This is a genomic window from Microbulbifer sp. 2205BS26-8, from assembly GCF_030731025.1.
Taxonomy (GTDB): Bacteria; Pseudomonadota; Gammaproteobacteria; order Pseudomonadales; family Cellvibrionaceae; genus Microbulbifer; species Microbulbifer spongiae.
In genome coordinates, this window is the sequence record NZ_JAVAMR010000013.1 from 15,866 (window position 1) to 37,589 (window position 21,724).

22 protein-coding genes are annotated in these 21,724 nt (G+C 54.6%); 11 read left to right on the forward strand and 11 right to left on the reverse strand.

The window, feature by feature from the left end; translation table 11 throughout:
- A complete protein-coding gene (gene arsB / locus Q5Y71_RS06480) occupies nt 1-1,071 on the forward strand; it encodes an ACR3 family arsenite efflux transporter (RefSeq protein ID WP_306041068.1) in 1,071 nt (356 codons plus the stop codon).
- 136 nt (nt 1,072-1,207) lie between these two features.
- Here the strand turns inward: arsB and Q5Y71_RS06485 are convergent, their stop codons facing one another.
- The 3 genes from Q5Y71_RS06485 to Q5Y71_RS06495 all read right to left on the reverse strand — a co-directional run bounded on the left by Q5Y71_RS06485 (nt 1,208) and on the right by Q5Y71_RS06495 (nt 4,267).
- Entirely contained in the window at nt 1,208-1,453 is a 246-nt protein-coding gene (locus tag Q5Y71_RS06485) for a hypothetical protein (protein ID WP_306041004.1), read from the reverse strand.
- Between the two features lie 17 nt (nt 1,454-1,470).
- A complete protein-coding gene (locus Q5Y71_RS06490) occupies nt 1,471-3,168 on the reverse strand; it encodes an iron ABC transporter permease (RefSeq protein WP_306041005.1) in 1,698 nt (565 codons plus the stop codon).
- Between the two features lie 67 nt (nt 3,169-3,235).
- Complete coding sequence (locus Q5Y71_RS06495) at nt 3,236-4,267, reverse strand: Fe(3+) ABC transporter substrate-binding protein (protein WP_306041006.1); 1,032 nt, start codon at nt 4,265-4,267, stop codon at nt 3,236-3,238.
- A 151-nt stretch (nt 4,268-4,418) separates the two neighbouring features.
- Between Q5Y71_RS06495 and Q5Y71_RS06500 the strand changes: the two genes are divergently transcribed.
- The 5 genes from Q5Y71_RS06500 to Q5Y71_RS06520 all read left to right on the forward strand — a co-directional run bounded on the left by Q5Y71_RS06500 (nt 4,419) and on the right by Q5Y71_RS06520 (nt 7,800).
- Nucleotides 4,419-4,850 carry a hypothetical protein gene (locus Q5Y71_RS06500; protein WP_306041007.1) on the forward strand — a complete coding sequence of 144 codons (432 nt, stop codon included), beginning with the start codon at nt 4,419-4,421 and terminating at the stop codon, nt 4,848-4,850.
- A gap of 124 nt (nt 4,851-4,974) precedes the next feature.
- Complete coding sequence (locus Q5Y71_RS06505; protein ID WP_306041008.1) at nt 4,975-5,253, forward strand: PepSY domain-containing protein; 279 nt, start codon at nt 4,975-4,977, stop codon at nt 5,251-5,253.
- Between the two features lie 225 nt (nt 5,254-5,478).
- The gene (locus tag Q5Y71_RS06510) at nt 5,479-6,924 is read left to right on the forward strand and encodes a coniferyl aldehyde dehydrogenase (protein WP_306041009.1); all 1,446 of its coding nucleotides are present in this window, start codon (nt 5,479-5,481) and stop codon (nt 6,922-6,924) included.
- 197 nt (nt 6,925-7,121) lie between these two features.
- Entirely contained in the window at nt 7,122-7,445 is a 324-nt protein-coding gene (locus Q5Y71_RS06515) for a hypothetical protein (protein ID WP_306041010.1), read from the forward strand.
- A gap of 70 nt (nt 7,446-7,515) precedes the next feature.
- The gene (locus Q5Y71_RS06520; protein ID WP_306041011.1) at nt 7,516-7,800 is read left to right on the forward strand and encodes a high-potential iron-sulfur protein; all 285 of its coding nucleotides are present in this window, start codon (nt 7,516-7,518) and stop codon (nt 7,798-7,800) included.
- Here the strand turns inward: Q5Y71_RS06520 and Q5Y71_RS06525 are convergent.
- The 4 genes from Q5Y71_RS06525 to Q5Y71_RS06540 all read right to left on the reverse strand — a co-directional run bounded on the left by Q5Y71_RS06525 (nt 7,797) and on the right by Q5Y71_RS06540 (nt 11,466).
- Complete coding sequence (locus tag Q5Y71_RS06525; protein WP_306041013.1) at nt 7,797-8,357, reverse strand: AraC family transcriptional regulator; 561 nt, start codon at nt 8,355-8,357, stop codon at nt 7,797-7,799. The two genes, Q5Y71_RS06520 and Q5Y71_RS06525, sit on opposite strands and share 4 nt — an antisense overlap.
- A gap of 314 nt (nt 8,358-8,671) precedes the next feature.
- The gene (locus Q5Y71_RS06530; protein ID WP_306041014.1) at nt 8,672-9,676 is read right to left on the reverse strand and encodes a hypothetical protein; all 1,005 of its coding nucleotides are present in this window, start codon (nt 9,674-9,676) and stop codon (nt 8,672-8,674) included.
- Nucleotides 9,677-10,011: 335 nt separating this feature from the next.
- Nucleotides 10,012-10,926: a transposase gene (locus Q5Y71_RS06535; protein WP_306041015.1), complete on the reverse strand. Its 915-nt coding sequence runs from the start codon at nt 10,924-10,926 to the stop codon at nt 10,012-10,014.
- Between the two features lie 279 nt (nt 10,927-11,205).
- Nucleotides 11,206-11,466, reverse strand: coding sequence for a hypothetical protein (locus Q5Y71_RS06540; protein WP_306041016.1), 261 nt, complete (start codon nt 11,464-11,466; stop codon nt 11,206-11,208).
- 190 nt (nt 11,467-11,656) lie between these two features.
- On the opposite strand from Q5Y71_RS06540, the gene Q5Y71_RS06545 reads away from it, so the two are divergent.
- The gene (locus Q5Y71_RS06545) at nt 11,657-12,670 is read left to right on the forward strand and encodes a rhodanese-related sulfurtransferase (RefSeq protein ID WP_306041017.1); all 1,014 of its coding nucleotides are present in this window, start codon (nt 11,657-11,659) and stop codon (nt 12,668-12,670) included.
- Here Q5Y71_RS06545 and Q5Y71_RS06550 read toward each other — a convergent pair.
- Nucleotides 12,658-13,056, reverse strand: coding sequence for a hypothetical protein (locus Q5Y71_RS06550; protein WP_306041020.1), 399 nt, complete (start codon nt 13,054-13,056; stop codon nt 12,658-12,660). The genes Q5Y71_RS06545 and Q5Y71_RS06550 overlap by 13 nt on opposite strands.
- A gap of 616 nt (nt 13,057-13,672) precedes the next feature.
- Nucleotides 13,673-14,824: an iron-sulfur cluster carrier protein ApbC gene (apbC, locus tag Q5Y71_RS06555; RefSeq protein WP_306041021.1), complete on the reverse strand. Its 1,152-nt coding sequence runs from the start codon at nt 14,822-14,824 to the stop codon at nt 13,673-13,675.
- A 210-nt stretch (nt 14,825-15,034) separates the two neighbouring features.
- Between apbC and metG the strand changes: the two genes are divergently transcribed.
- A complete protein-coding gene (gene metG / locus Q5Y71_RS06560; protein WP_306041022.1) occupies nt 15,035-17,062 on the forward strand; it encodes a methionine--tRNA ligase in 2,028 nt (675 codons plus the stop codon).
- Between the two features lie 18 nt (nt 17,063-17,080).
- On the opposite strand, the gene Q5Y71_RS06565 is transcribed toward metG, so the two are convergent.
- Nucleotides 17,081-17,983: an EamA family transporter gene (locus Q5Y71_RS06565; RefSeq protein ID WP_306041024.1), complete on the reverse strand. Its 903-nt coding sequence runs from the start codon at nt 17,981-17,983 to the stop codon at nt 17,081-17,083.
- Between the two features lie 152 nt (nt 17,984-18,135).
- Here Q5Y71_RS06565 and Q5Y71_RS06570 point away from each other — a divergent pair, with 152 nt between their 5' ends.
- The 3 genes from Q5Y71_RS06570 to Q5Y71_RS06580 all read left to right on the forward strand — a co-directional run bounded on the left by Q5Y71_RS06570 (nt 18,136) and on the right by Q5Y71_RS06580 (nt 20,207).
- Complete coding sequence (locus Q5Y71_RS06570; RefSeq protein WP_306041025.1) at nt 18,136-19,077, forward strand: D-2-hydroxyacid dehydrogenase; 942 nt, start codon at nt 18,136-18,138, stop codon at nt 19,075-19,077.
- A gap of 350 nt (nt 19,078-19,427) precedes the next feature.
- On the forward strand, nt 19,428-19,679 hold the full coding sequence (locus Q5Y71_RS06575) for a hypothetical protein (RefSeq protein ID WP_301414993.1): 252 nt from the start codon (nt 19,428-19,430) through the stop codon (nt 19,677-19,679).
- 39 nt (nt 19,680-19,718) lie between these two features.
- Nucleotides 19,719-20,207: a hypothetical protein gene (locus Q5Y71_RS06580; RefSeq protein WP_301414994.1), complete on the forward strand. Its 489-nt coding sequence runs from the start codon at nt 19,719-19,721 to the stop codon at nt 20,205-20,207.
- Nucleotides 20,208-20,494: 287 nt separating this feature from the next.
- Here Q5Y71_RS06580 and yghU read toward each other — a convergent pair whose 3' ends face one another.
- The gene (gene yghU, locus Q5Y71_RS06585) at nt 20,495-21,370 is read right to left on the reverse strand and encodes a glutathione-dependent disulfide-bond oxidoreductase (protein WP_306041026.1); all 876 of its coding nucleotides are present in this window, start codon (nt 21,368-21,370) and stop codon (nt 20,495-20,497) included.
- Nucleotides 21,371-21,724: the final 354 nt, after the last annotated feature.

Consider the following 21,724-nt stretch of genomic DNA (forward strand, 5'->3'; position numbering starts at 1 on the left):
ATGGGTCTATTCGAACGCTATCTTTCCTTTTGGGTTACTTTGTGTCTATTCATCGGAATCAGTCTCGGAGCAATATCACCTGAAACTTTTCAGGCAGTAGCCTCCATCAAATATGCCAATGTTAATCTTGTAGTAGCAGTACTCATCTGGGTGATGATTTACCCAATGATGATTCAAGTCGATTTTTTTTCGATTAAGGATGTTGGCAAGAGACCGAAGGGCTTGCTCTTGACATTGTCTATCAACTGGCTGGTAAAGCCCTTTACAATGGCGGCATTGGGCTGGTTTTTCTTTCGTATCGTTTTCGCAGATTTTGTAGACCCCCAAACTGCGACTGAATTTATCGCCGGTATGATTTTACTGGGTGTTGCTCCCTGTACCGCTATGGTGTTTGTTTGGAGCCATTTAACCAAGGGAGATGCCAACTACACCTTGGTGCAGGTTTCCGTCAACGATCTCATTATGATTTTTGCATTTGCACCCATTGCAGGATTTCTTCTTGGTGTTACCGATATTACAGTTCCCTGGGATACATTGCTGTTATCGGTTCTGCTGTATGTTGTTATCCCTCTCACTGCAGGTATTATAACGCGTTATTTATTGGATACGCCAACAAATCACGCACGCCTGAACCATTTCGTACACAAATTGAAACCGCTCTCTATTGTCGGTCTTCTCGCCACCGTAGTTATTCTTTTCGGGCTTCAGGCAGGTGCCATCCTGGCACAACCCATGGCGATTGCCTTTATTGCTATTCCGCTGTTGATACAAACTTACGGAATTTTTGCGGTTAGCTATGGGGCGGCTAAAGCATTGAATCTGCCTCACAACATCGCTGCGCCCGCTTGCATGATAGGCACTTCGAACTTCTTCGAACTGGCTGTAGCCGCGGCCATTTCACTGTTTGGCCTGCAGTCAGGTGCGGCACTGGCTACGGTTGTGGGCGTTTTGGTAGAGGTACCTGTTATGCTCACACTGGTGGCTTTCGCCAATCGCACCCGCCATTGGTTTGATAAGAAGTGCGTTGACTCAACTTTTTCAGACAGATCGGTGCAGAAAAAATTGATATAAGGGAAAGTGTGTCGACTAGTCTGTGCAGAAAACAGGGTATCCCTAGTTCATGAAAACACTAATTCTTGCCCTGCCTCTCCTCACCGCCTCGTCTTCATCCGTTCGGTAGGGTAGCCTCAATCTACGATGATCAGTTTTACCCAAGCATTATCCATCCATTAAACTGTCCGGCATTGACTTTGCCGCAATGGCGGAATTGATACTGCCAGCCAGCTACAATGTCCCCTGAACCCTCTTCGACGCAGTGCGAACCTGCACCTACGCCGCTTTCTGACCTGCCCTGTGTAAAATCGTGTTTTTCAGCGCCTGGTGGTTCTGGTATGCCGCCTGCCGGTTGACTTTGCATATCCAGTGACTGATGGCGGTATTCCAGGCTGGCCACAGGCCTTGTCTTGTGTGCTAAATAGCCGGGGCCTCCGATTCGATCAGTTCAGCAACGCCATCCCCCCGCCGCCAGCCGATGGCGCGGCTGAGCAAAACAACCGGGATCAAACCCACCAGCACAATCAGCAGGGCGCCCAGTGCCGAGCGCTCCAGCATCTCGTCGGCGGCAAACTGGTACACGTAGGTGGCGAGCGTATCAAAACCAAACGGGCGCAACAGCAGCGTAGCCGGCAACTCCTTCATACAATCCACAAACACCACCAGTCCACCGGTCAGCAGTCCGGCGCGCACCAGGGGAAGATGGACCGCCCACAGGGTCTGCCAGCTGTTGCGCCCCAGCGCGCGCGCGGCCCGGTCCATGGAGGGGGTCACTTTTTCCAGGCTGGTTTCAATCGCCCCGGTGGAAACCGCCAGGAAGCGCACGGTATAGGAGAAAATAATGGCGAACACACTGCCACTGAGCAAGAGCCCCACGGAAATACCGAAATGCTCCCGCAGCAGGGCATCCACGGCGTTGTCAAACCCTGCCAGGGGAATCAACACCCCAATCGCCATCACGGCCCCCGGCAGGGCATAGCCCAGCTTGGAAAAACCCACCAACAATCGCACCGGTCTGCGCGGTTGCAAGCGCTTGCCATAGGCCAGTAAAAGGCCCAGCAGCACTGACAGCAGCGCGGCAACGGCAGACAACAGCAGGCTGTTGCGGGCTATCTCAACAAACGCATCAGTCCAGTAACCGGAGAGGTTCCCCAGGGCATAGCCTGCCAGAACCACCAGCGGTATCACAAAGCCCCCCAGCAGCAGTATCCCGCAAAAAAACACCGCAGCCAGGCTGCGCCATCCAGCCAGCCGATAGCGGTCGCGGTTGGCTGTTGGCGATTGTACAAAGTGCCGCCGCCGCGCGCGCCCGATACGCTCCAGCGCAATCAGCAAAACCACAAACAGCAGGGTGCTGCAGGCAATCTGCGCCGCTCCGCCCAGGTTACCGCGGCTCAGCCAGGTATCGTAAATGCCAACGCTGAGGGTACGCACCGCAAAAAAGTCCACGGTGCCGAAATCGTTCAGGGTTTCCATCAATACCAGGGACAAACCCACCGCAATGGCCGGGCGCGCCATGGGCAGGGAAACACGCAGGAAACTTTGCCAGGGCGAACACCCCAGGGAGCGGCTGGCGGCGCGGATACTGCCGCACTGTTCCAGAAACGCAGCACGCGCCAACATATACACATAGGGATAAAACACCAGCGACAGCATGGCGACGGCACCGCCCAGACTGCGGATCTCCGGGAACCAGTAATCCCTCGCGCTCTGCCAGCCAAACCAGCCGCGCAGGGCCTTTTGTACCGGCCCGGCGTACTCCAGCAGGTCGGTATACACATAGGCGATCACATAGGCGGGCACGGCAAAAGGCAACAGCAGCGCCCACTCAAAAAAACGCCGTGCGGGAAACCGGCACATGGACACCAGCCAGGCACTGCCCACCCCCGCCACCAATGTGAGCACAGCCACCCCAAAAGCCAGCAGCAGCGTTGTGGACACATAGTGCCACAACACGGTGTCCAACAGGTGTGGCCAGATGTTTTCCTCGGGGAACAGGGCCAGCCAGAAAATGGACAGCACCGGCAGTGCTACCAGGATGGCAATACCGGCAACCAGGAAAAACCAGCGCAGGCCGGATAGATTTGCACGGGGGGTTAAGGCAGTCACAGTCATCGTAAAAAAACGCGGCCCACACCTCCCGACGGGACCGCGCTTTGCCGGTCAGTAAGAGGCGTAATCGCTAGAAGTCGAAACCCACTTCATCTACCAGCCGCGACGCGGCCGGCACATGAGCCCCGATTTCGGTCAGGCTCAGGTTGTCCTCCTTGAACTCTCCCATATACCTATTGATCAGCTCTGAGCGCGGCGTTTGCGGGCGCACCGGGAATTCAAAGTTCTTCTCGGCGTAAGCGTACTGGGCTTCGGCGCCGCTGAGAAATTTCAACAGCTTGATGGCATTGTCGCGATTGGGTGCGTGTTTAGTCAGTGCCGCACCGGAGATAAACATATGGGTACCGCGGTCGGCCTGGTTCGGGAATACCAGGTTGACGGATTTGGCCCACGCCACTTGCTCGGGCTGCTCCCGGTTGGTGATCATTTTTCCGAAGTAATAGCTGTTGCCCAGAGACAGGTCACACACACCTTCACTGATGGCCTTCACCTGGGTCCGGTCATTGCCCTGGGGCTTGCGCGCCAGGTTGGCCTTCACCCCCTTGAGCCACGCTTTGGTTTCCGCCTCACCGTGGTGGGCAATCATGGACGCGATCAAAGACAGGGTATAGGGGTGCTTGCCGCTACGGGTACAGATACGGCCTTTCCACTTGGGTTCCACCAACTCTTCGTAGCGGGTGATCTCGCCGGGTTTGACCCGGTCCTTGGAAGCGTAAATCAGGCGCGCGCGGGTGGTGAGGCCAAACCAGTTGCCCGCCGCATCACGAAACTGTGCCGGGATATTTTGCTCCAGCACGGCGCTCTTTACCGGCTGAGTCAGCTGCTTGTTGAGCAGGTCCATCAGGCTGCTGGTGTTGGAGGTCAACACCAGGTCCGCGGGGCTGTTGCGTCCCTCCCGCTGCAAGCGCTCGTTGAGCCCTTTGCTGGCGTACACCACCCTGGTCTCAATGCCGGTTTTGTTGCTGAACTCTGCCAGTATCGGTTCTATCAGGAAGGGCTGGCGGTAGGAGTAGATATTCACCTGCTCAGCGGCACTGGCGCCGATGGTGCCAAGCAGACCAGTGATGACCACCCATTTTTGTAACAGGACTCTGAAAAACATGGCGCTTCCATTTATGTAGGATTTAATTGAGAAGTATTCTCATTTAAAGCAGCAACCCTGTCAACCCAAAGCTTCCCATCAAGCGCCCATCGCGCGAAGTCGCAAAGTCCCACCTATGCTTAATTGTGAGCCGGTCATTTACAGAGGTGCCATGCCCCGCTGGGTCCCCCTATTCGCGCTGATACTTGCCCTTGGTGGCTGCGGCCGTCAGTGCGATCGCCACAGCGCCTCGGAGCCGGTGGCGGCGCCCGCTGCCGGTGAAACTGCCGCCGACGAGATGCAGCATCCCATTGCACCGGGATCAGAAAACGCCCGTGCCACAGACGCTGCAGCGGACAATGGCAGTGCCAGCTTCTGTACGCCCGAGTGGTTCGCCTGGGTCCAGGCCCAGCTGGTCACCCGGCAGAATGGTGACCTGGCACAATTGTATCCTTCCGGCCTGCCCCCTGTGGGCAGCAGCGAGTGGTTCGAAGCAGTGACAACACTGACCGGCGCAAACCTGGACGGAACGGTGCCCGGCAGCACTGCGTGGTGTGAGGCGATCCAAAAACGCCTGTCCGCCAACGGGGCAGAGGCGCCTTAGGGCCAGACCAGGCGGCTCAGGCCGGCACCAAGTGGTAGGCCGGCGCAGACCAATCCGTTCGGGGTGACTGTTAAACCATCGGGAAAACAGGCATTGCCTGTTGATACAGTGAGGTATTGTGATCATGAAGGCCTTGAGCAAGCTGATGCTGGCCGCAGTCGCCGCCACAGCCCTACACCCGGCCATTGCCAGCGAGAAACCCCCTCCCGGCGCCATGGCGCTGTCCACGATACTGACCAAACTCGAGCAGCAGGGCTATACCCCCATTGTCGAAGTCGACCTGGAGCAGGGTCACTGGAAGGTAGAGGCCTACAAGGGGGACGAGAAGCACGGGTTGGAGGTGGACCCCAACTCCGCGGAAATTCTTTCCGACAAACCCCTGGACGGTGACGATAACGACTGAACCCCCGCAACCGATCCCAGGGGATCGGCTGCTATCCCTCCCTATCACAAGCTGGTAAGGTCATTGTCTCTTGTGTCCAGGCCCCGAAACCGGGGGACCTGTCCCGGGCAATCGTGGCAACAAGCGCAAAAATGCACAAGCGGCCTGCCCGGTGACACGATTTGTCAATCTCTTGGCGAAAAATTCGTTTACTCTGGGCAACGGTTAACGCCCAAGGACAACAAGATGACCACCCAGACCCTCACTCGACCGGCAGCGGATAAAGCGCTGCTGCAAAACCAGCTCGAGCAGCAGCGCCGGGCCTATAACACCGACCCTGTACCCGACTACCCCCAGCGGATAAAAGACTTGAAGGCGCTGGCGCGTATGCTGCGCGAGCAGCAGGAGCCTATTATCGAAGCCATCTGCGCCGATTACGGTAATCGCTCCCGTGAAGAGACGCTGCTCTTTGAAATCTATCCCACACTCGCGGGCATTAAGGAAACCATCGGCAGCCTGAAAAAATGGATGAAGCCCCACCGGCGCCATACCGACTTGAAAGCCTACCCCTTGTCAAAAAATACGGTTATCCCCCAGCCGTTGGGTGTGGTGGGTGTGATAGTGCCGTGGAATTTCCCGGCAAACCTGAGTTTCTCGCCACTGACCAATATCTTCGCAGCGGGCAACCGGGCGATGGTGAAAATGTCCACCAACTCGGGCCACCTGGCGGAGCTGCTCAAAGCGGTGAGTAGCCAGTACTTTCCCGAGGACAAGCTGGTTTTTATTCCCGACAGTGGCGATACCGGCCCGCTGTTTTCCAGCCTCGACTTCGATCACCTGATTTTTACCGGTTCCAGTGCCACCGGCCGCGCCGTGATGCGCTCGGCAGCGGAAAACCTCACCCCCGTCACCCTGGAGCTTGGCGGCAAATCCCCTGCGATCATCGCGCCCGACTATCCCATTGAAAAGGCGGCAGAACGGCTGGTTTATTGGAAATTGATGAACGCAGGGCAAATCTGTCTCACCGTAGACTACCTGTTCCTGCCGGAGAACACACTGGAGCCCTTTATTGAACATGCCCAGCGCCTGGCCAATAAACGCTTTCCGGACTGGCAAAGCCCCGACTACACCTCCATTATTGATCCGGCCTCCCACCAGCGCCTGTGGAACACCCTGGACGACGCCAGGGAGAAGGGGGCAAAGGTTTTCGACCTGAGTGCAGGCCAATTGGATCGCGATAGCAACCTGCGCCGGTTTCCCCCGCATCTTCTGGTGGATGTCCACAGTGATATGCTGGTCATGCAGCGTGAAATCTTCGGCCCGCTCCTGCCGATCATTCCCTACTCCCACCCGGAGGAGGTCATCAGCTATATCAATGAGCGTCCCCGCCCACTGGCCATCTACCCCTATACCCAGGATAAAAACCTGCAGAAGTTGTATATCGAAAAAATCATGTCCGGGGGCGTATCGATCAATAATTGTGTGTTACATGTTGGCCAGCACGATATGCCTTTCGGCGGTGTGGGTGAAAGTGGTATGGGGCACTACCACGGTTACGAGGGATTTTTGACCTTTTCCAAACTGCGACCGGTCTACCACCAGGGTCCGGTCAACCTGCTGAAATTCCTGCAGCCCCCCTACGGCAAGCGCTCCGATGCACTCTTGCGTCTGATGCTGAAACTGACCCGTTAGGCCCACGCCCGGCAATCCCCTTGCCGGGCTTTTATGCTGCCGGGATTGCGCGGATACACTCGCCAAAACCGGCATTTCAAAAAAACCGGCCGGGCAATCACTGGACTGTGACCACGCCCCGCCCACACTGGAGAGAGCACCCGATTTCATGCCTCCGCAACCGAGTTTCCCAGCGGATGCATCCTGTGGAGCCACGCATGGATTTTATCGCCACCCTCCTGCTCGCCAGTAACCTGACCAATCCCATCCCCCCGGGGCTGAACCCTAGAAAACCGGCCCCCATCTATGACAGCCCCGATTTGTACGGAGCCGGGCCTTCCGTGATAGCACTGGCGCTCCCCGCGATCATAGCCAAGCTGCACTACCTCGGTTTTCGCCCAGTGACCCGCGTGCGGTTTGTGGGAGGGCGCTGGAAGATGCAGGCCGTTTATCGTGGGAAGCTGAGAGCCCTGGAAGTGGACCCCGACAGCGGAAGGATTATTGCCGATCGACCGGCAGGAATGCGAAGCATTCCCAATTGAAGCAAATCTCGCCAGCCCGGCTACTCTGAAGGGCAGAAGACTTTTCCCATACCCTATGGATTCTGCCCCAATGAACAAGAAGCACGATCGTTCGCGTAGAGTATTCCTCAAACTGACCGGCTGTTCTCTGGCAATGCTGCCTGTTGCCTTGATCGCAACAGACCGAGCAAGTGCACAAGTCAAGGCAAAGAAGGCGGCGGTCAACTACCAGGACACACCAAATAACGGCCAGAAGTGCGTAGACTGCCAGTTATTCGAGCCGCCCAATGCCTGTATTGTGGTAGAGGGAGATATCAGCCCGGAGGGCTGGTGCAGCCTGTTCGTGCTTAAGCAGGGCGGCGCCACACAAGGCTAGGCCGGCACGCCCCGCTGTTCGCCGCGCAATTTACTGACGTCAGCGCGCGGTGGCAAACCGAACATTCGGCTGTACTCACGGCTAAAGTGCGATGGACTCTCGTAGCCAACACGGTAGCTGGCAGAGGCCGCCTCCAATCCCTCGGCGAGCATCAGGCGGCGCGCCTCGTGCAGGCGCAATTTCTTTTGAAATTGCAGAGGCGACATACGGGTGATCTGTTTAAAACTGTGATACAGGGAGGATTCGCTCATATTGGCCCGCTCCGCAAGCTCGCTGATGCGCAACGGCTCACAGAACCGGTCTTTGAGCAACTCGATCACCCGCGATACGCGGTTTGCGTGGCTGTCTGTCATGGCAAATTTGCGCATGCGTGCGCCGATGTCACCCATCAGGGCGCGATAAAGAATTTCCCGGCGAGCCAACGGCGCCAGTATGGGGGCATCTGCCGGCGTTTCCAGCAGTTGTACCAGCCGGTTCACCGCTTCCAGCATGCCCAGGTCCATCTGCGTGACACAGAGCCCGCAGCTTACCTCCAGGCAATCGTAGCCCCCGGCCATTGGGGCTTTATCCCCCATTTGACTTAAGTGCTTTCAAGCCTCTACTGAGTCAGCTCTTGCGGCAGTTCAACCGCTATCAAATTCTCACTATGTATCTCGTATGAGCCAGTACCGGCAAAAAATTTATATTTGAACTTACCTCACTGAGAGAGTGAAAAATACATGATACTATCTTGGGGAAGTCTTTCTTTCAGCTGATTACTTTTCCAAGTCTTGTCGTGAAACTCACTCATCCTGGAAGATGCCTATTTAAGTAAAACACCCCAACACATCGCCGAAAGAAGCATAGCGATTAATCTCGGAGAATTTATCTGTTATATTTTCTCTGAGACATCTGAAAGAAATAATCGCCAACTTTCAGACTTTAAATCATATATTTCATAAGTATGTTTAACATTCCCCTTGTTATCAATGAACCAAGTACCTCTAAAAGGGGATTTTTCTCCAGATGAGTGATTAACAATATCTCCTTCAAAAAACAAGTCTTCATCAGAATTTGGCCCACCAAAAACCTCAAAAGTAAAACGTTTGCTACTCCAAAAATGTCTCCACTTCGATCTATTGACATCTAAATTTAGCACGCCAATAGATAACTCACCATTATTATTTTTAAATTGTTCCAATATTGCACACCCACCAGATACAATCTTATATTCTGTCTGCCCAATTTTTTTTCCATCTCCAAGATAATAATTATATTTTCCTGGCAAAAAATTCAATGCCGCAGACAACTCATGAGTAGCATGACAACTTTTAAACTTTTCTTTAGATTTTACCAAATCATTTTTTTCTAAGGATTCTTGTGACTTTCTGGCAATACCAATGAAAAAACGTTTCCAGTTATTCTCCTTATCATCATATTTGAGAAATTCTTTAGTAATTGACCCATCCTTGTTTCTAGTGTATATACCTTTTATCGCAGAACCTGGCTCTCCATTATTAGGATGCATCTTTCCCTCAAGAATAAAATCACCGGATTCATTAATGCCACCTGAGTAATCTATATGAAATCGTGGGCTCATCCAGACTTGACGCCATTTTTTTGTTTCAGGATCAAAAAAATTCATCCCTGTACCAGTCTCACCGGAAATTGTCTTCCAGTCTTCAAGTATCAAACAACCCTGTTCTTTTTTGTGATACGTTTGATTGGCAATAAGATTTCCTTTATTGGAATAAAACTCCCAATCCCCAATCAGAAAATCCAAATCTCTATACGGAGAACTATTTTCAGCACAAATAGGATTTTGTGCAAGACTAGCACTCGCAAGACAAATGCTTAACACTATGATTTCAATGGAGATTATTATTACACTTTTCATATTGTATTACTCTAAAAAATATACCAGAAACTTCAGAATACGAAATAATTTGCGACTTTTTTCAACACTGGAAACATAGTATCCACACAAAGCATGATGCATATTGTAAGCCGCCCTCTTGAAAGAATATTGATGACCCTGCCCCCTAGCCCGGATTTTGCACGGCCAGCTTCACACCGCAGCATTTTATGCTTTTGGCCTGAGCGGAACTGGAACTCCTGACTTTTGCTGGCAATTTATCCTCTTTGAACAGGTTTTGTTCGATCCAGGCTGCGTTGGACACAACTTCCCCTTACCCCGTTATTTGCCTGTGCCGGGAGCAGCACTTCAAGACTCTACGTCGGTACCAAACGGGTAGCCAGTTTGCAGAAGATTTCTCTGTCAGGAAGCAATGTCGGCAGCAGGAAGCGAAAGCGGCGCGTATTCTTGATCACCACGGCCCCAACTTTGATCAAGCGATTGCGCAAGGTGGCTACCGAGGCTTTGCCTAGTTTGGTGTCTTGTAGCTGCTCGCGCAGATATTCATACAGTACCCAGGCCAGTGCCGAGAGGAGCAGTCGCCATTGGTTCGGCCACCAGCGGTGGCAGGAGGTACGACTGGCGAACAGGTCCATCTGCTGGTCCTTAATGCGATTCTCCATATCGCCACGGGCACAGTAGAGCTTCCGATAGAGTTCTTCACCATCCCCTTCCAGGTTGGTGGTGATGAAACGAGGGTTGGGGCCGCCGCGAGTATATTCTGCCTTGCCAATAATCCGTTGCTCCTGCTCCCCGTATACCGGGATGTCCGTGGCATCAAAGTCCAACACCAGCCGCTTGGGCGGTTTCTTGTGGCGGGCCACGAACTGGTCGAAGAGCACCTTGTGCAGACCTATGGCGACGGAGCGGTCCTGTTGTTGTTCAAAGCGACATAGTGTGGCCGTGCTTGCCAGAGGGCTCAAGCGCTGGCTGCCGACCTGGAGTGCGGTGTCGAAGCGCAGTTGATCGTGGTCATTCAGGTCTTCGTAGCCGGCGGCGATAGCCAGCAGCCGCTGGCGCACCAGCTGTTCAGTGCTGTGCTCGACACAGGCTGGGCGGCGCGGGTCATTCACGACTTCGGCCACAGAGCGAGACAGACCAAGGTGCTGGTCGCACTCACGCAAAAGCAGAAGGCCGGCATTGGAGGTCAAATCACCACCAGTGAAATCTGCGGTGATTTTGCGGCGGGAAAAGGATGAAAATCGGAGTTCAGGTTGGTAGCATTCTGTCACGGCGGAATTTCTTATTGGACTGTCTTGTACACTCGTAATGATAAGACTTTCCGCCGTTCTTGTGTCTGGAACCATGCAAAATCCGGGCTAGGCGAGCTTGGGATAGATTGAAGGGATAAAACTACAAGCCTAAGAGCTACCGGGGCAAACTACCAAGCTGTAAGGCAGTGTATGTCCGCGTTGGTATAGAAGCAAACCTGCAGGGAGCCACCTGTATTTCATCGGTTTGCACTAAATCAGTACCAGCAGGTCACTGCCATTAACAGCTTAATAGTTGACTCACCAGTTGCCGTTCGTTTCCTGAACCGGCCCTACAAAGGAGGCGATGCCCTCCTCACGAAGGGAGTCGAGAGCCTCATCCAGGGCCTCCTTGTCTGTCTCGAACACATCTTCCCATACGGTGGAGTAGTTATTCTCGTCGACAACCTCGAGCAGCCAACCGCCAACCTCACCTTCGTATATATCGATTCGGACAGACACGTCTCCCTCGCGATAGCTCCGGCTCAACTCAGACTCTCTCGGTGCATATTCTTCGTCCATGGAATTCGCCTCACTGTGGCCCTGAAATTTCAACCAGAACTTTGACAAGTTGCGGCCTTCCGGTCAACCACCGGCCAAATCAGGTGCAAACTGCCAGGCAAAGCTACGCCAGGCTGTTTTTTTGCGATAAACTCCACGGTGATTTTTTCTGCTCCGGATTTACGCTCCGGCCCGCAAATAAGGTAGTACCATGGATCAATTTGTTGTCTGCGCACTCTACAAGTTCGTCACCCTGGAGGATTTTGAGTCCCTTCGCTCTCCCCTGCTGCATGTTATGCTGAAAAACCGCATACGCGGCACTCTGCTGCTCGCCCGCGAAGGGATCAATGGCACTGTTGCCGGTTCCCGCGGTGGCATAGACGCACTGCTATCCTATTTGAAATCCGATCAGCGCCTGGCCGATCTGGACTGTAAGGAGTCCTTCACCAGCGAGATGCCCTTCCTGCGCAGCAAGGTCAAGTTGAAAAGGGAAATCGTTACCATGGGCGTGGAGGGTATTGACCCCCTGCACGTGGTAGGCACCTACGTCGAACCCAAGGACTGGAATGCTCTGATCAGCGACCCGGAGGTCGTCTTGGTGGACACTCGCAACGACTATGAGTTCCAGGTGGGCACATTCAAGGATGCCATCAACCCGAGGACCGAGACCTTCCGCGAGTTTCCCCAGTACGTCAAAGACAACCTCGACCCGGCCAGGCATCGGAAAGTCGCCATGTTCTGTACCGGCGGCATTCGCTGCGAAAAGTCCACAGCCTATATGAAAGAACAGGGCTTTGAGGAGGTCTACCACCTCCGCGGCGGTATCCTCAAATACCTCGAAGAGGTACCCAGGGAGACATCCCTGTGGGAGGGCGAGTGCTTCGTCTTTGATGAGCGGGTCACGGTCAACCACGAGTTGGAGCGCGGGCAATACGACCAGTGCAACGCTTGCCGTATGCCAATCACCAAAGAAGACCAACAATCCCCACTATTCGAGCAGGGAGTCAGCTGTCCCCACTGCCACGACAAGGTGGAGGAAGCCGACCGCACCCGTTTTCGCGAACGGGAAAAGCAGATCCAACTGGCAAAACAGCGTGGCGAACAGCATATGGGGCAGGATGTCCGCAACCTGATAACCAACAAGCGCCAGCAAAAGCGAGAAGAGCGTCGCCGCCAAGCGCAAAGCCAACTGGTACAAATCCAGCAACGAGCTTATAGCGATTGAAGCACCACAGGCCTGGGTGCGCCCTTGATCCGGGAGAGCCAGGCCTCGGCTTCTGACTCGGCAACAAATTCCCTAGAACTATGCCAAAATAAACAACCCCGCCTCGCCAGCGGCACGGTGCAGCGACTGCGCGGGTGCAGCACGGCAATATAGGCACGCCGCAGCACGGGGTGTTCCGCAATATAACGGGTAAACTGCCGCTGCTCCTCCAAGGTGACTTTGGAATGTGCATAACGCAGATCGAGCAGCACGCGCAACGGCGCCCTGTGGCGGTATTTTTCTACCAAACGGGCCGTGGCCTCCATTTTCTCCGCGAATCCCACTGCCCCATAAAACAGCACCCGCACTACACCACCCACCGGTCGATAACTGATATGAAAATTCATTAATTCCAGCATCCATGCTTTCGCCTGTATTTCATGAATTACCGCTTCAATAACGCCTGTTTCTTACCTCCTCACCGTATTTTCCAACCAGGCTGGTCAAGCGCTTTTCCCGCACGCCCCTCACACTATCACTACAAATCATATAAGCCCTGGCCCGCCACTATATTATCCACGATACGCAGAAAACTGTGCGATGGGAGTTTACCAGCTTGTATGTACCACCCAGGGCAGTTATTCCGGCTGTCGCGAGAAATTAAATTCCCAGGCATCCCTGACCGTCACGACAAAAATACAGTATCAATACTGGAATTTTCGATAACGTCAGGGCAGCAGCAATTGCGAAGTATCAATCCAGGTTCACAAAGACCAAAAATGGTTGACCAATGAATAGCGCAAAACCAGCAGTGATTATTTTATCTTTTGTATTCTCTCCCAAATGTCGGCAGTTGAAAAACCGCGGCCGGACTCGTGACCCGGCCTCGGCTTGACAAGCCTTTCACGCAACTGGAATTTCCGCTAGTGGCACACCGAGAGCGTCAATAGAGGGACAATTCGTTGCGCGAAAAACCCCCCAAAAAAAGAAATTATTTCTTTGTGACCGACATCTCGATTGCGCTCAACTAATTTCGATTTCCGGCAGTGCCTCATCGCCGGTACTATTTAGCCAGATACCCGCTGCCATTCTGCGGGCTATTTGCCGATAAAAAGTGGCGATCTCCCCCTCGGGATCTGCAATAACACTGGGACACCCACTGTCTGCATCCTCACGGATCTTCTGTGCCAGCGGAAGTGCTCCAAGTAGATGCGTGCTGTACTGCTCTGCAATGCGCGCACCACCGCCAGTGCCAAAAACAGGTTCGCTGTGGCCGCACTTGGAGCAGGTATGCAGTGCCATATTCTCCACGATACCAAGCACCGGCACCGAGACCTTGCGAAACATCTCCACACCTTTTATGGCATCTTTCAGCGCAAGGTCCTGAGGGGTGGTTACAATCACAGCACCGGCCATAGTAGTTTTTTGTGCCAGTGTCAGCTGGATGTCCCCAGTGCCGGGGGGCATGTCAACAATCAGGTAATCCAACTCACTTTTGGCATTACACCAAAGGGTTTGAGTCAGAATCTGGTTGAGCGCACCACTGGCCATAGGGCCGCGCCAGACTACGGGGGTGTCCTCTGTCATCAGGTAGCCCAGGGACATGGTCTCAATGCCATGAACCGTTACCGGTACAAAACATTTTTGTTCCTTAACCTGCGGGCGCACCCCCTCGGTACCGAGCATAGTAGGCAGGCTCGGTCCGTAAATATCCGCATCCAAGAGCCCCACACGGGCACCTTCTGTCATCAGGGCCAGAGCCAGGTTTACCGCAGTGGTAGATTTTCCCACACCACCCTTGCCAGAGGCCACCGCAACAATATTTTTTACACCACACAAGGATTCAGGCGCATTTGCAACGGAATTAGCCGGAATATCGCTGAACAGTTCAAACTGCACGCCACTGCCGGCCAAAGGCCCCCCTTTCAACAGGGGTTCGCACGCTGTCAACACCCGCTCGCGCCAGCCTGCCTCTTCGCCCGCGCAAGGGTACCCGAGGGTAATACCGGCAAAGACCCCGCCCGCTTCAAAACCCACTTCTATTTTCGCATCCAGCTTGTCCAGCGCTAAACCGCTGACCGGGTCGTGTAATTGACCAAGGCATTCAGCCAGGCGCTCCAGGTCTGCCTGAACTTCCTGCGATAGCTCTTCATGGTCGTGATAATGATCGCTCACGGTGTTCCCCTCTCGGTGCTTCTTGTCAGACTCGCATTGTCTCGAATGAACCACACCAAAGCCAGTGACTGAATCAATCCGGCCATGCCTTGGACATGCACTCCCATCTCCACGGCATTGTCCAAATCTGCTATATTCCGCGGTCTTTTGACAAGCTCCGCCCCCTCCAGCGGAGCCTCTGGTTTAAACCCCTCAGCGATGGAAAAACCGATGTCCGATACGCGCAAGATCCTGGTCACCAGCGCACTCCCATACGCCAATGGCTCCCTGCACTTGGGCCACGTACTCGAATATATCCAAACTGATATCTGGGCGCGTTTCCAGCGCGCCCGCGGCAACGATTGTCTGTACCTCTGCGCCGATGACGCACACGGCACTGCGATCATGCTCAAGGCGGAACAACTGGGCCTTACCCCAGAGCAGCATATCGCCCATATGCAGGCAGAACACGAGCGGGATTTCGCCGACTTCCTGATCGCGGTGGACAACTACCACTCCACCCACTCCGAGGAGAACCGCGCGTTGTCCTCAATGATCTACCGGCGCCTCAGTGACAACGGTCATATCGCCTCGCGCACCATCACCCAGGCCTTTGATCCAGAGAAACAGCTGTTCCTGGCGGACCGCTATATCAAAGGTACCTGCCCACACTGCGGCACCCCCGACCAATACGGCGATAACTGTGAGGTCTGCGGCGCCACATACAGCCCCACGGAACTGATCGATCCGGTCTCCGCAATCTCCGGCAGCACTCCGGTAGAAAAAGAGTCCGAGCATTTTTTCTTCACTCTGCCTGTCTTTACCAAATTCCTACGCAACTGGACCCGTTGCGACACCCTGCAGGAGGAAGTGGCCAACAAGCTGGCCGAGTGGCTCGAAGAGGGCCTCCAGGAGTGGGATATTTCCCGGGACGCCCCTTATTTCGGCTTTGAAATCCCGGATGCTCCGGGTAAATACTTCTATGTCTGGCTGGATGCCCCCATTGGCTACCTGGCCAGCCTGAAAAACTACTGCGACCGCAATGGCAGGGACTGGCTGGAATATTGGAGGAGAGACAGCACAGCCGAGGTCTACCACTTTATCGGCAAGGATATCGTTAACTTCCATGCACTCTTTTGGCCGGCAATGCTCAACTCCGCGGAGTTGCGCACCCCCAGCAAAGTGTGCGTGCATGGCTTCCTTACCGTCAATGGCAAGAAGATGTCCAAGTCCCGTGGCACGTTTATCAACGCTCGTAACTACCTGGATCATCTCAACCCGGAGTACCTGCGCTACTATTTCGCCGCCAAGTTGACCGCGGGCGTGGACGACCTGGACCTGAACCTGGACGACTTTATCGCCAAGGTAAACTCGGACCTGGTAGGGAAGGTCGTCAATATCGCCTCCCGCACTGCCAAGTTTGTAAGCAAGTCCGGCGGCAAGCTGGCCGATGCACTGGCCGATGCACAACTCTGGAACCAGTTTGTGGAAGCGGCGCCGCATATTGCCGACGCCTACGAGCAGCGAGAATACGCCCGCGCCATGCGCAACATCATGGCCCTGGCCGACACCGCCAACGCCTGGCTTGCCGACAAGGCGCCCTGGTCTCTGGCCAAGGCGGACAACAGTCAGGCGCAGGTACTGGCCATCTGCTCTCAGGGCATGAATATGTTCCGCGCTCTGATTACCTGGCTGGCGCCGGTACTGCCTGTCACCGCACAAAAAACGGCGGAGTTTCTCAACAGCGAACTGGATTGGAACGGTGCCACAACCCCGCTGACAGGCCACCAGATCAAGCCGTTCAAACCGCTGCTGCAACGAGTGGATAAAACCCAGGTGGACGCGGTGATGGATGCCGCCAAAGAGTCCCTGGCACAACTGCAGGCCGAGGCTAAAACAGCCACAGGCCCACTGGCCGAAAACCCCATTGCTGAGCAGATCCCGTTTGACGATTTCGCCAAAGTGGACCTGCGCATCGCCCTGATTGCCAAAGCCGAGTACGTGGAGGGTGCCGGCAAACTGCTGCGGCTTACCCTGGACCTTGGCGGCGAAACTCGCCAGGTGTTTGCCGGTATCAAAAGCGCCTACACACCGGAGCAGTTAGAGGGCAAGCACACGGTAATGGTCGCCAATCTGGCACCGCGTAAAATGCGCTTTGGCATTAGTGAAGGCATGGTGCTGGCCGCGGGCCCCGGTGGCAAGGATCTGTGGATTCTCGAACCCCATGCGGGCGCCAAACCGGGCATGCGCGTGATGTAACGACACGGGCTGTCTCCTCTAGCGCAGAGACACTGCAATCAAACCGGCACACACCAACCCCACGCCCAGCAGTTGGGGCCTGTGCGCCGGTTCCTTCAACAACCAGATCCCCATCCCAACCCCCAGTGGAATACTGAGTTGGCGCAAGGCCACCACGTAGCTCACATTTTCAGTCATGGTCATCGCCAGCAGTACCAGGCCGTAGGCCACCCCCATCATCAGGCCGGTCAGGGCCCCCAGCTTCAAATCCCTCAGACCCAGTGCCAACTGGGCGCGCCCACGTTTGCCCAGACAGCCCAAAAGCAACCATATGCCACAGGCAAAAAACTGCATGCCCAGGTAACTGTAAGCCATTGCCAAAGGTGTCACGGCACCTTCGAGTGCCACCTCCAGATACATCAGTGCCCCTTTATCTGCAAGAGAATAGCCAACCGTACCCAGCGCCGACACCAGTGCCCAGGCACAATCCGCACGCCAGTAAGCCCGCCAGTGCCATTGGCGGAAATACACTAGAGGAACCAGCAGACAGCCGACAGTAACCAGCAGCATCCCCACCCAGGCCAACCCCGGCAGCCGCTGCCCCAGCAGCACTGTGGCCACCGCGACCAATAGCACCGGCAGCGCCCGCGCTATAGGGTACACAAGTCCCATGTTGGCGCGCTGGTAGGCCAGCGCCAGGCTGCCCATATACACCATTTGGAAGAAACCACTGCCCACCAGCAACAACCAGAAGGCGCTGGGCAGTGCTTTTGCCTGCAACAGTACCCAAATATTCAGAGGCAGCAGTGACAGGCCCACACTGAGCGTGGCGATGCAGAAAAATGCCGGGGAAGGAGTGCGGGACTTTCCTAGTAGATTCCAACCCGCGTGTAGAAATGCCGATACCAGAACCAGAGCTGCAGCGGTTATCGATATTCCCATAAAAGCCCTTTTCAATCCCAACAGAAGGGCTCACGAACGCACCGTAGTCATGCACACCGGACTCAGCGCGCCATACTCGGGAGTCGCCATTGCATTCAGCGCCCACTGCCATAGCATATCTGTACCTTATGTACAGATACCAAGGAGACCCCATGCGCAGCGTATTTCTGGACGCGTTGACGATGAAGCTCGAGGAACTGGACACATCGGCCCTGCAGAACAGTCTAGACCACTGGGATTTCTACGATACCACTTCCGCCATCGAAACCGCCGAGCGCATCGCCGGTGCCCAAGTAGTGATCACTAACAAGGTGATCCTGGATCGCCCGCTTTTGACACAGGCATCCCAGCTCAAACTGATCTGTGTCTGTGCCACTGGCACCAACAATATCGACCTGGAGGCGGCACGGGACCTCGGCATTGTTGTGCGCAATGTCAAAGGCTATGCCGACGCCTCTGTGCCACAGCACACCCTGGCACTGATCCTGGCCCTCGCCTCCCGCTGGTACTGCTACCACCGGGACGTGATGGCCGGGCGATGGAGCCGGTCTGAGATTTTCTGCCTGCTGAATTACCCGGTGGTAGAGCTGGCCGGCAAGACTCTCGGGATTATCGGCTACGGCGCACTGGGACAGAGCGTTGCCAGACTTGGACAGGCTCTGGGGATGCGGGTGCTGGTCGCCGAGTCTCTCCGTGGCAAACTCCATAATAATCGGGTGTCCCTGGCACAATTGCAGGCGGAATCGGATGTGATCAGCTTGCACTGTCCCTTCACTGCGGAGACAGAACATTTGATCGATCACCCCTTCATCGCAGCCATGAAACCCGGTGCTCTACTGGTGAATACTGCCCGCGGCGGCTTGGTCGACGAGGAGGCCCTGGCCGGTGCGCTGCGCAGTGGGCACCTGGGGGGTGCCGCACTGGATGTACTCAGTGAAGAGCCACCGCCAGCGAACCATCCCCTACTGGATTCCAGTATCCCCAACCTGATCATCACGCCTCACACCGCCTGGATCAGCCGCGAGAGTCGCCAGCGGCTACTCGATGGCGTGGTAGAAAATATAAAAACCTGGAAACGGGATGCAACCCGTTAAACTACACACAAGTTCACACGGTTGCGCCCGAAGATCTGGGGCAGATACCCCATTGCTGATGAAAACCCCATTCGATTGCCGAACCAGTCCCTGTGAGGCCAGAGGGGGGGTTATCCATTCTGGGTTGATTTACCCCTGAGCTGTGCACCCAACCAGAAACCTGTCCTCGGGATACCCGCACTTCAACAAGGCTACCGCAGCGGTCCAGCGGAGTCCTGATATAACTTTTCTTGAAAACATCGACAGTGATTATTTTCTATTGTCCTATAAAAACTATTTATCCGAGTGGGAATTCGCCGACGGGACTATACAATGCCTCGGCAATTAACCCCTGAAAAGGAGAAACCCCAATGGCAACCGCAAGAGCTCCACATACCAATTCCAGCAGGAAAAAGCTGCAACAGGCCTATAATCTCGCAGGGGAAGCAGCCTCAGAGGCCGCCGAGAGCCTAAAACAGAGAGCCCGGTCTTCTGTTGAAATCCAGAAACAACGCGCTACCGATATGATGCAAAAGGCGGAATCCTCGGTCAGGGCGCGCCCGATTCTGGCAGTAAGCTGTGCTTTTGTGGTCGGCTGGGCCATTGCCAAGCTTCTTAAATAATCCTTTTACTTTTTTCCAACAAGGAAGAACATCCGCAACATGGGAACTGAAAAAAAATCCCAGGCATCTGGTACGCACCCCGATCCGGCAGCACAGGCGCATACTCGGAATCAATCTGCCGGTCAGGATGGCCACGGTGAGGGGGCTGATAAGCGCCTGGAAATGACTTTGGCCCGTGCCGAAGCCATGTTGGCCCTATTGACTGCCTGGCTGGCCAATATCCAGAAGCTGTTCCAGTTGGAGCTGGATAGAACCTTAACTGCCGGTAAACGCCTTGTCCTTCTTCAGCTGATGTTGGTGCCTCTGGGCACAGCCCTACTCGTAAGCCTTTGCGGGGGGATGGGTTTAGTTGCCTATTACTTCTCCCAATCGGTGTATTTCGGGTTCCTGGTTTTCCTGTTACTACAGGTGGTTATCTTTATCGGGGCCGTGATCTACCAGAAAAAACTGCGTCCACTGCTTGGCTTCGCAGAAACCAAACGTCAGATCAAAGAGGCTTTGAACGATGTCGCTGAGACAATTAAATAAGCAGATCCAGCAGTGCAGCCACGAGGCTGAGAAACAGCGACAAAGGCTGCGGCGCATAGTTAATCGGCAGCGGCAGCAAGTCTACCGGCGCCTACGGGCAACCCCTCTACCCGTTCTGTTGGGTCTGGCGTGCCTTGCCGGTTTTGCCGCCGAAAAGCTGTGGCGATTCCCAGGAACCGCGCAGATGGTACGACTGATGCTCTCTCTGCGCGCTTTTTAGTTCTGCTCGGAGCGCTACCCGATACCACAAGTGACGCAATGCGTGTTGCAGACCGAGCGACAGATCGCTAACGACCCTCCTGGGGCATCTTGTCCTGAGTTTTTGTCACAAAATCACTGGCATCATGGCGTTCATGCAACTGTTCACTGGGTTCGCCCCAGGTGCGGTTGACCATACACCCCCGCATCACCGCCGGACGCGCAGCAATCTCTACAACCCACCGGTTCAGATGCTGATAGCTCTTGCTATCGAGAAACTCGGCGGCATCATAGGCCTCATTGCGCACCAGTGCGCCGTACCAAGGCCAGATGGCCATATCCGCAATGGTATATTCCCGCCCGGCAATAAAGGGGTGTTTTGCCAGCTGTCGATCCAGTACATCCATCTGCCGCTTTACTTCCATCGCAAAGCGGTTAATGGGGTATTCGTATTTTTCCGGTGCATAGGCGTAGAAATGCCCAAATCCACCCCCTAGGTAAGGGCCCGCGCCCACTTGCCAAAACAGCCAGTTAAGGGCTTCAGTGCGTTGTTCCGGGGTGTGCGGCAGGAAAGCGCCAAACTTTTCAGACAGATAGAGTAGAATAGAACCGCTCTCAAACACCCGAATCGGCGGTGTGGTACTCTGATCTACCAGAGCAGGGATTTTTGAATTGGGATTGATTTCCACGAAACCACTGCCAAACTGGTCGCCTTCGGTGATGCGAATCAGGTGAGCATCGTACTCCGCACCTTCAAAACCGAGTGTCAGCAATTCCTCCAGCATAATCGTGACTTTAACCCCATTAGGGGTCGCGAGCGAGTACAACTGTATGGGATGCCTGCCACGCGGTAACTTTTTTTCATGGGTAGCGCCCGCCACTGGGCGGTTGATGTTGGCAAACTGCCCCCCGCTTTCCGTATCCCATTTCCAGACTCTTGGCGGAGTATAGGGTTGATCCGACATTGCACGACTCCAACTGGGGTTACACGTCAATCCAACAATAGTTATGGATCGACCAATTTACCCTAAACCGTGATCCTCGCGCTTATCAATGAAAGCACAAACAGATTCACACTTGCTTACGGCATTCTGTCGATATTGGCGTCGCTGTGCAAGCGGTTGACAGAGTGGAGTGAAAGTCCGCAGCAACCAGCTACAAACTTTGTAGCGTTTTTCTCGACAAGCATCCCAATGGTGCCTGGATGAAATTTATACATGCCAGCCACGAGAACAGCAGGAAACGAAAGATTGTGCCTCATGCAAGTCAAACTCAGTACCTAAAATAGATTATCAACAACCCTTTTTTATAGTGATCAC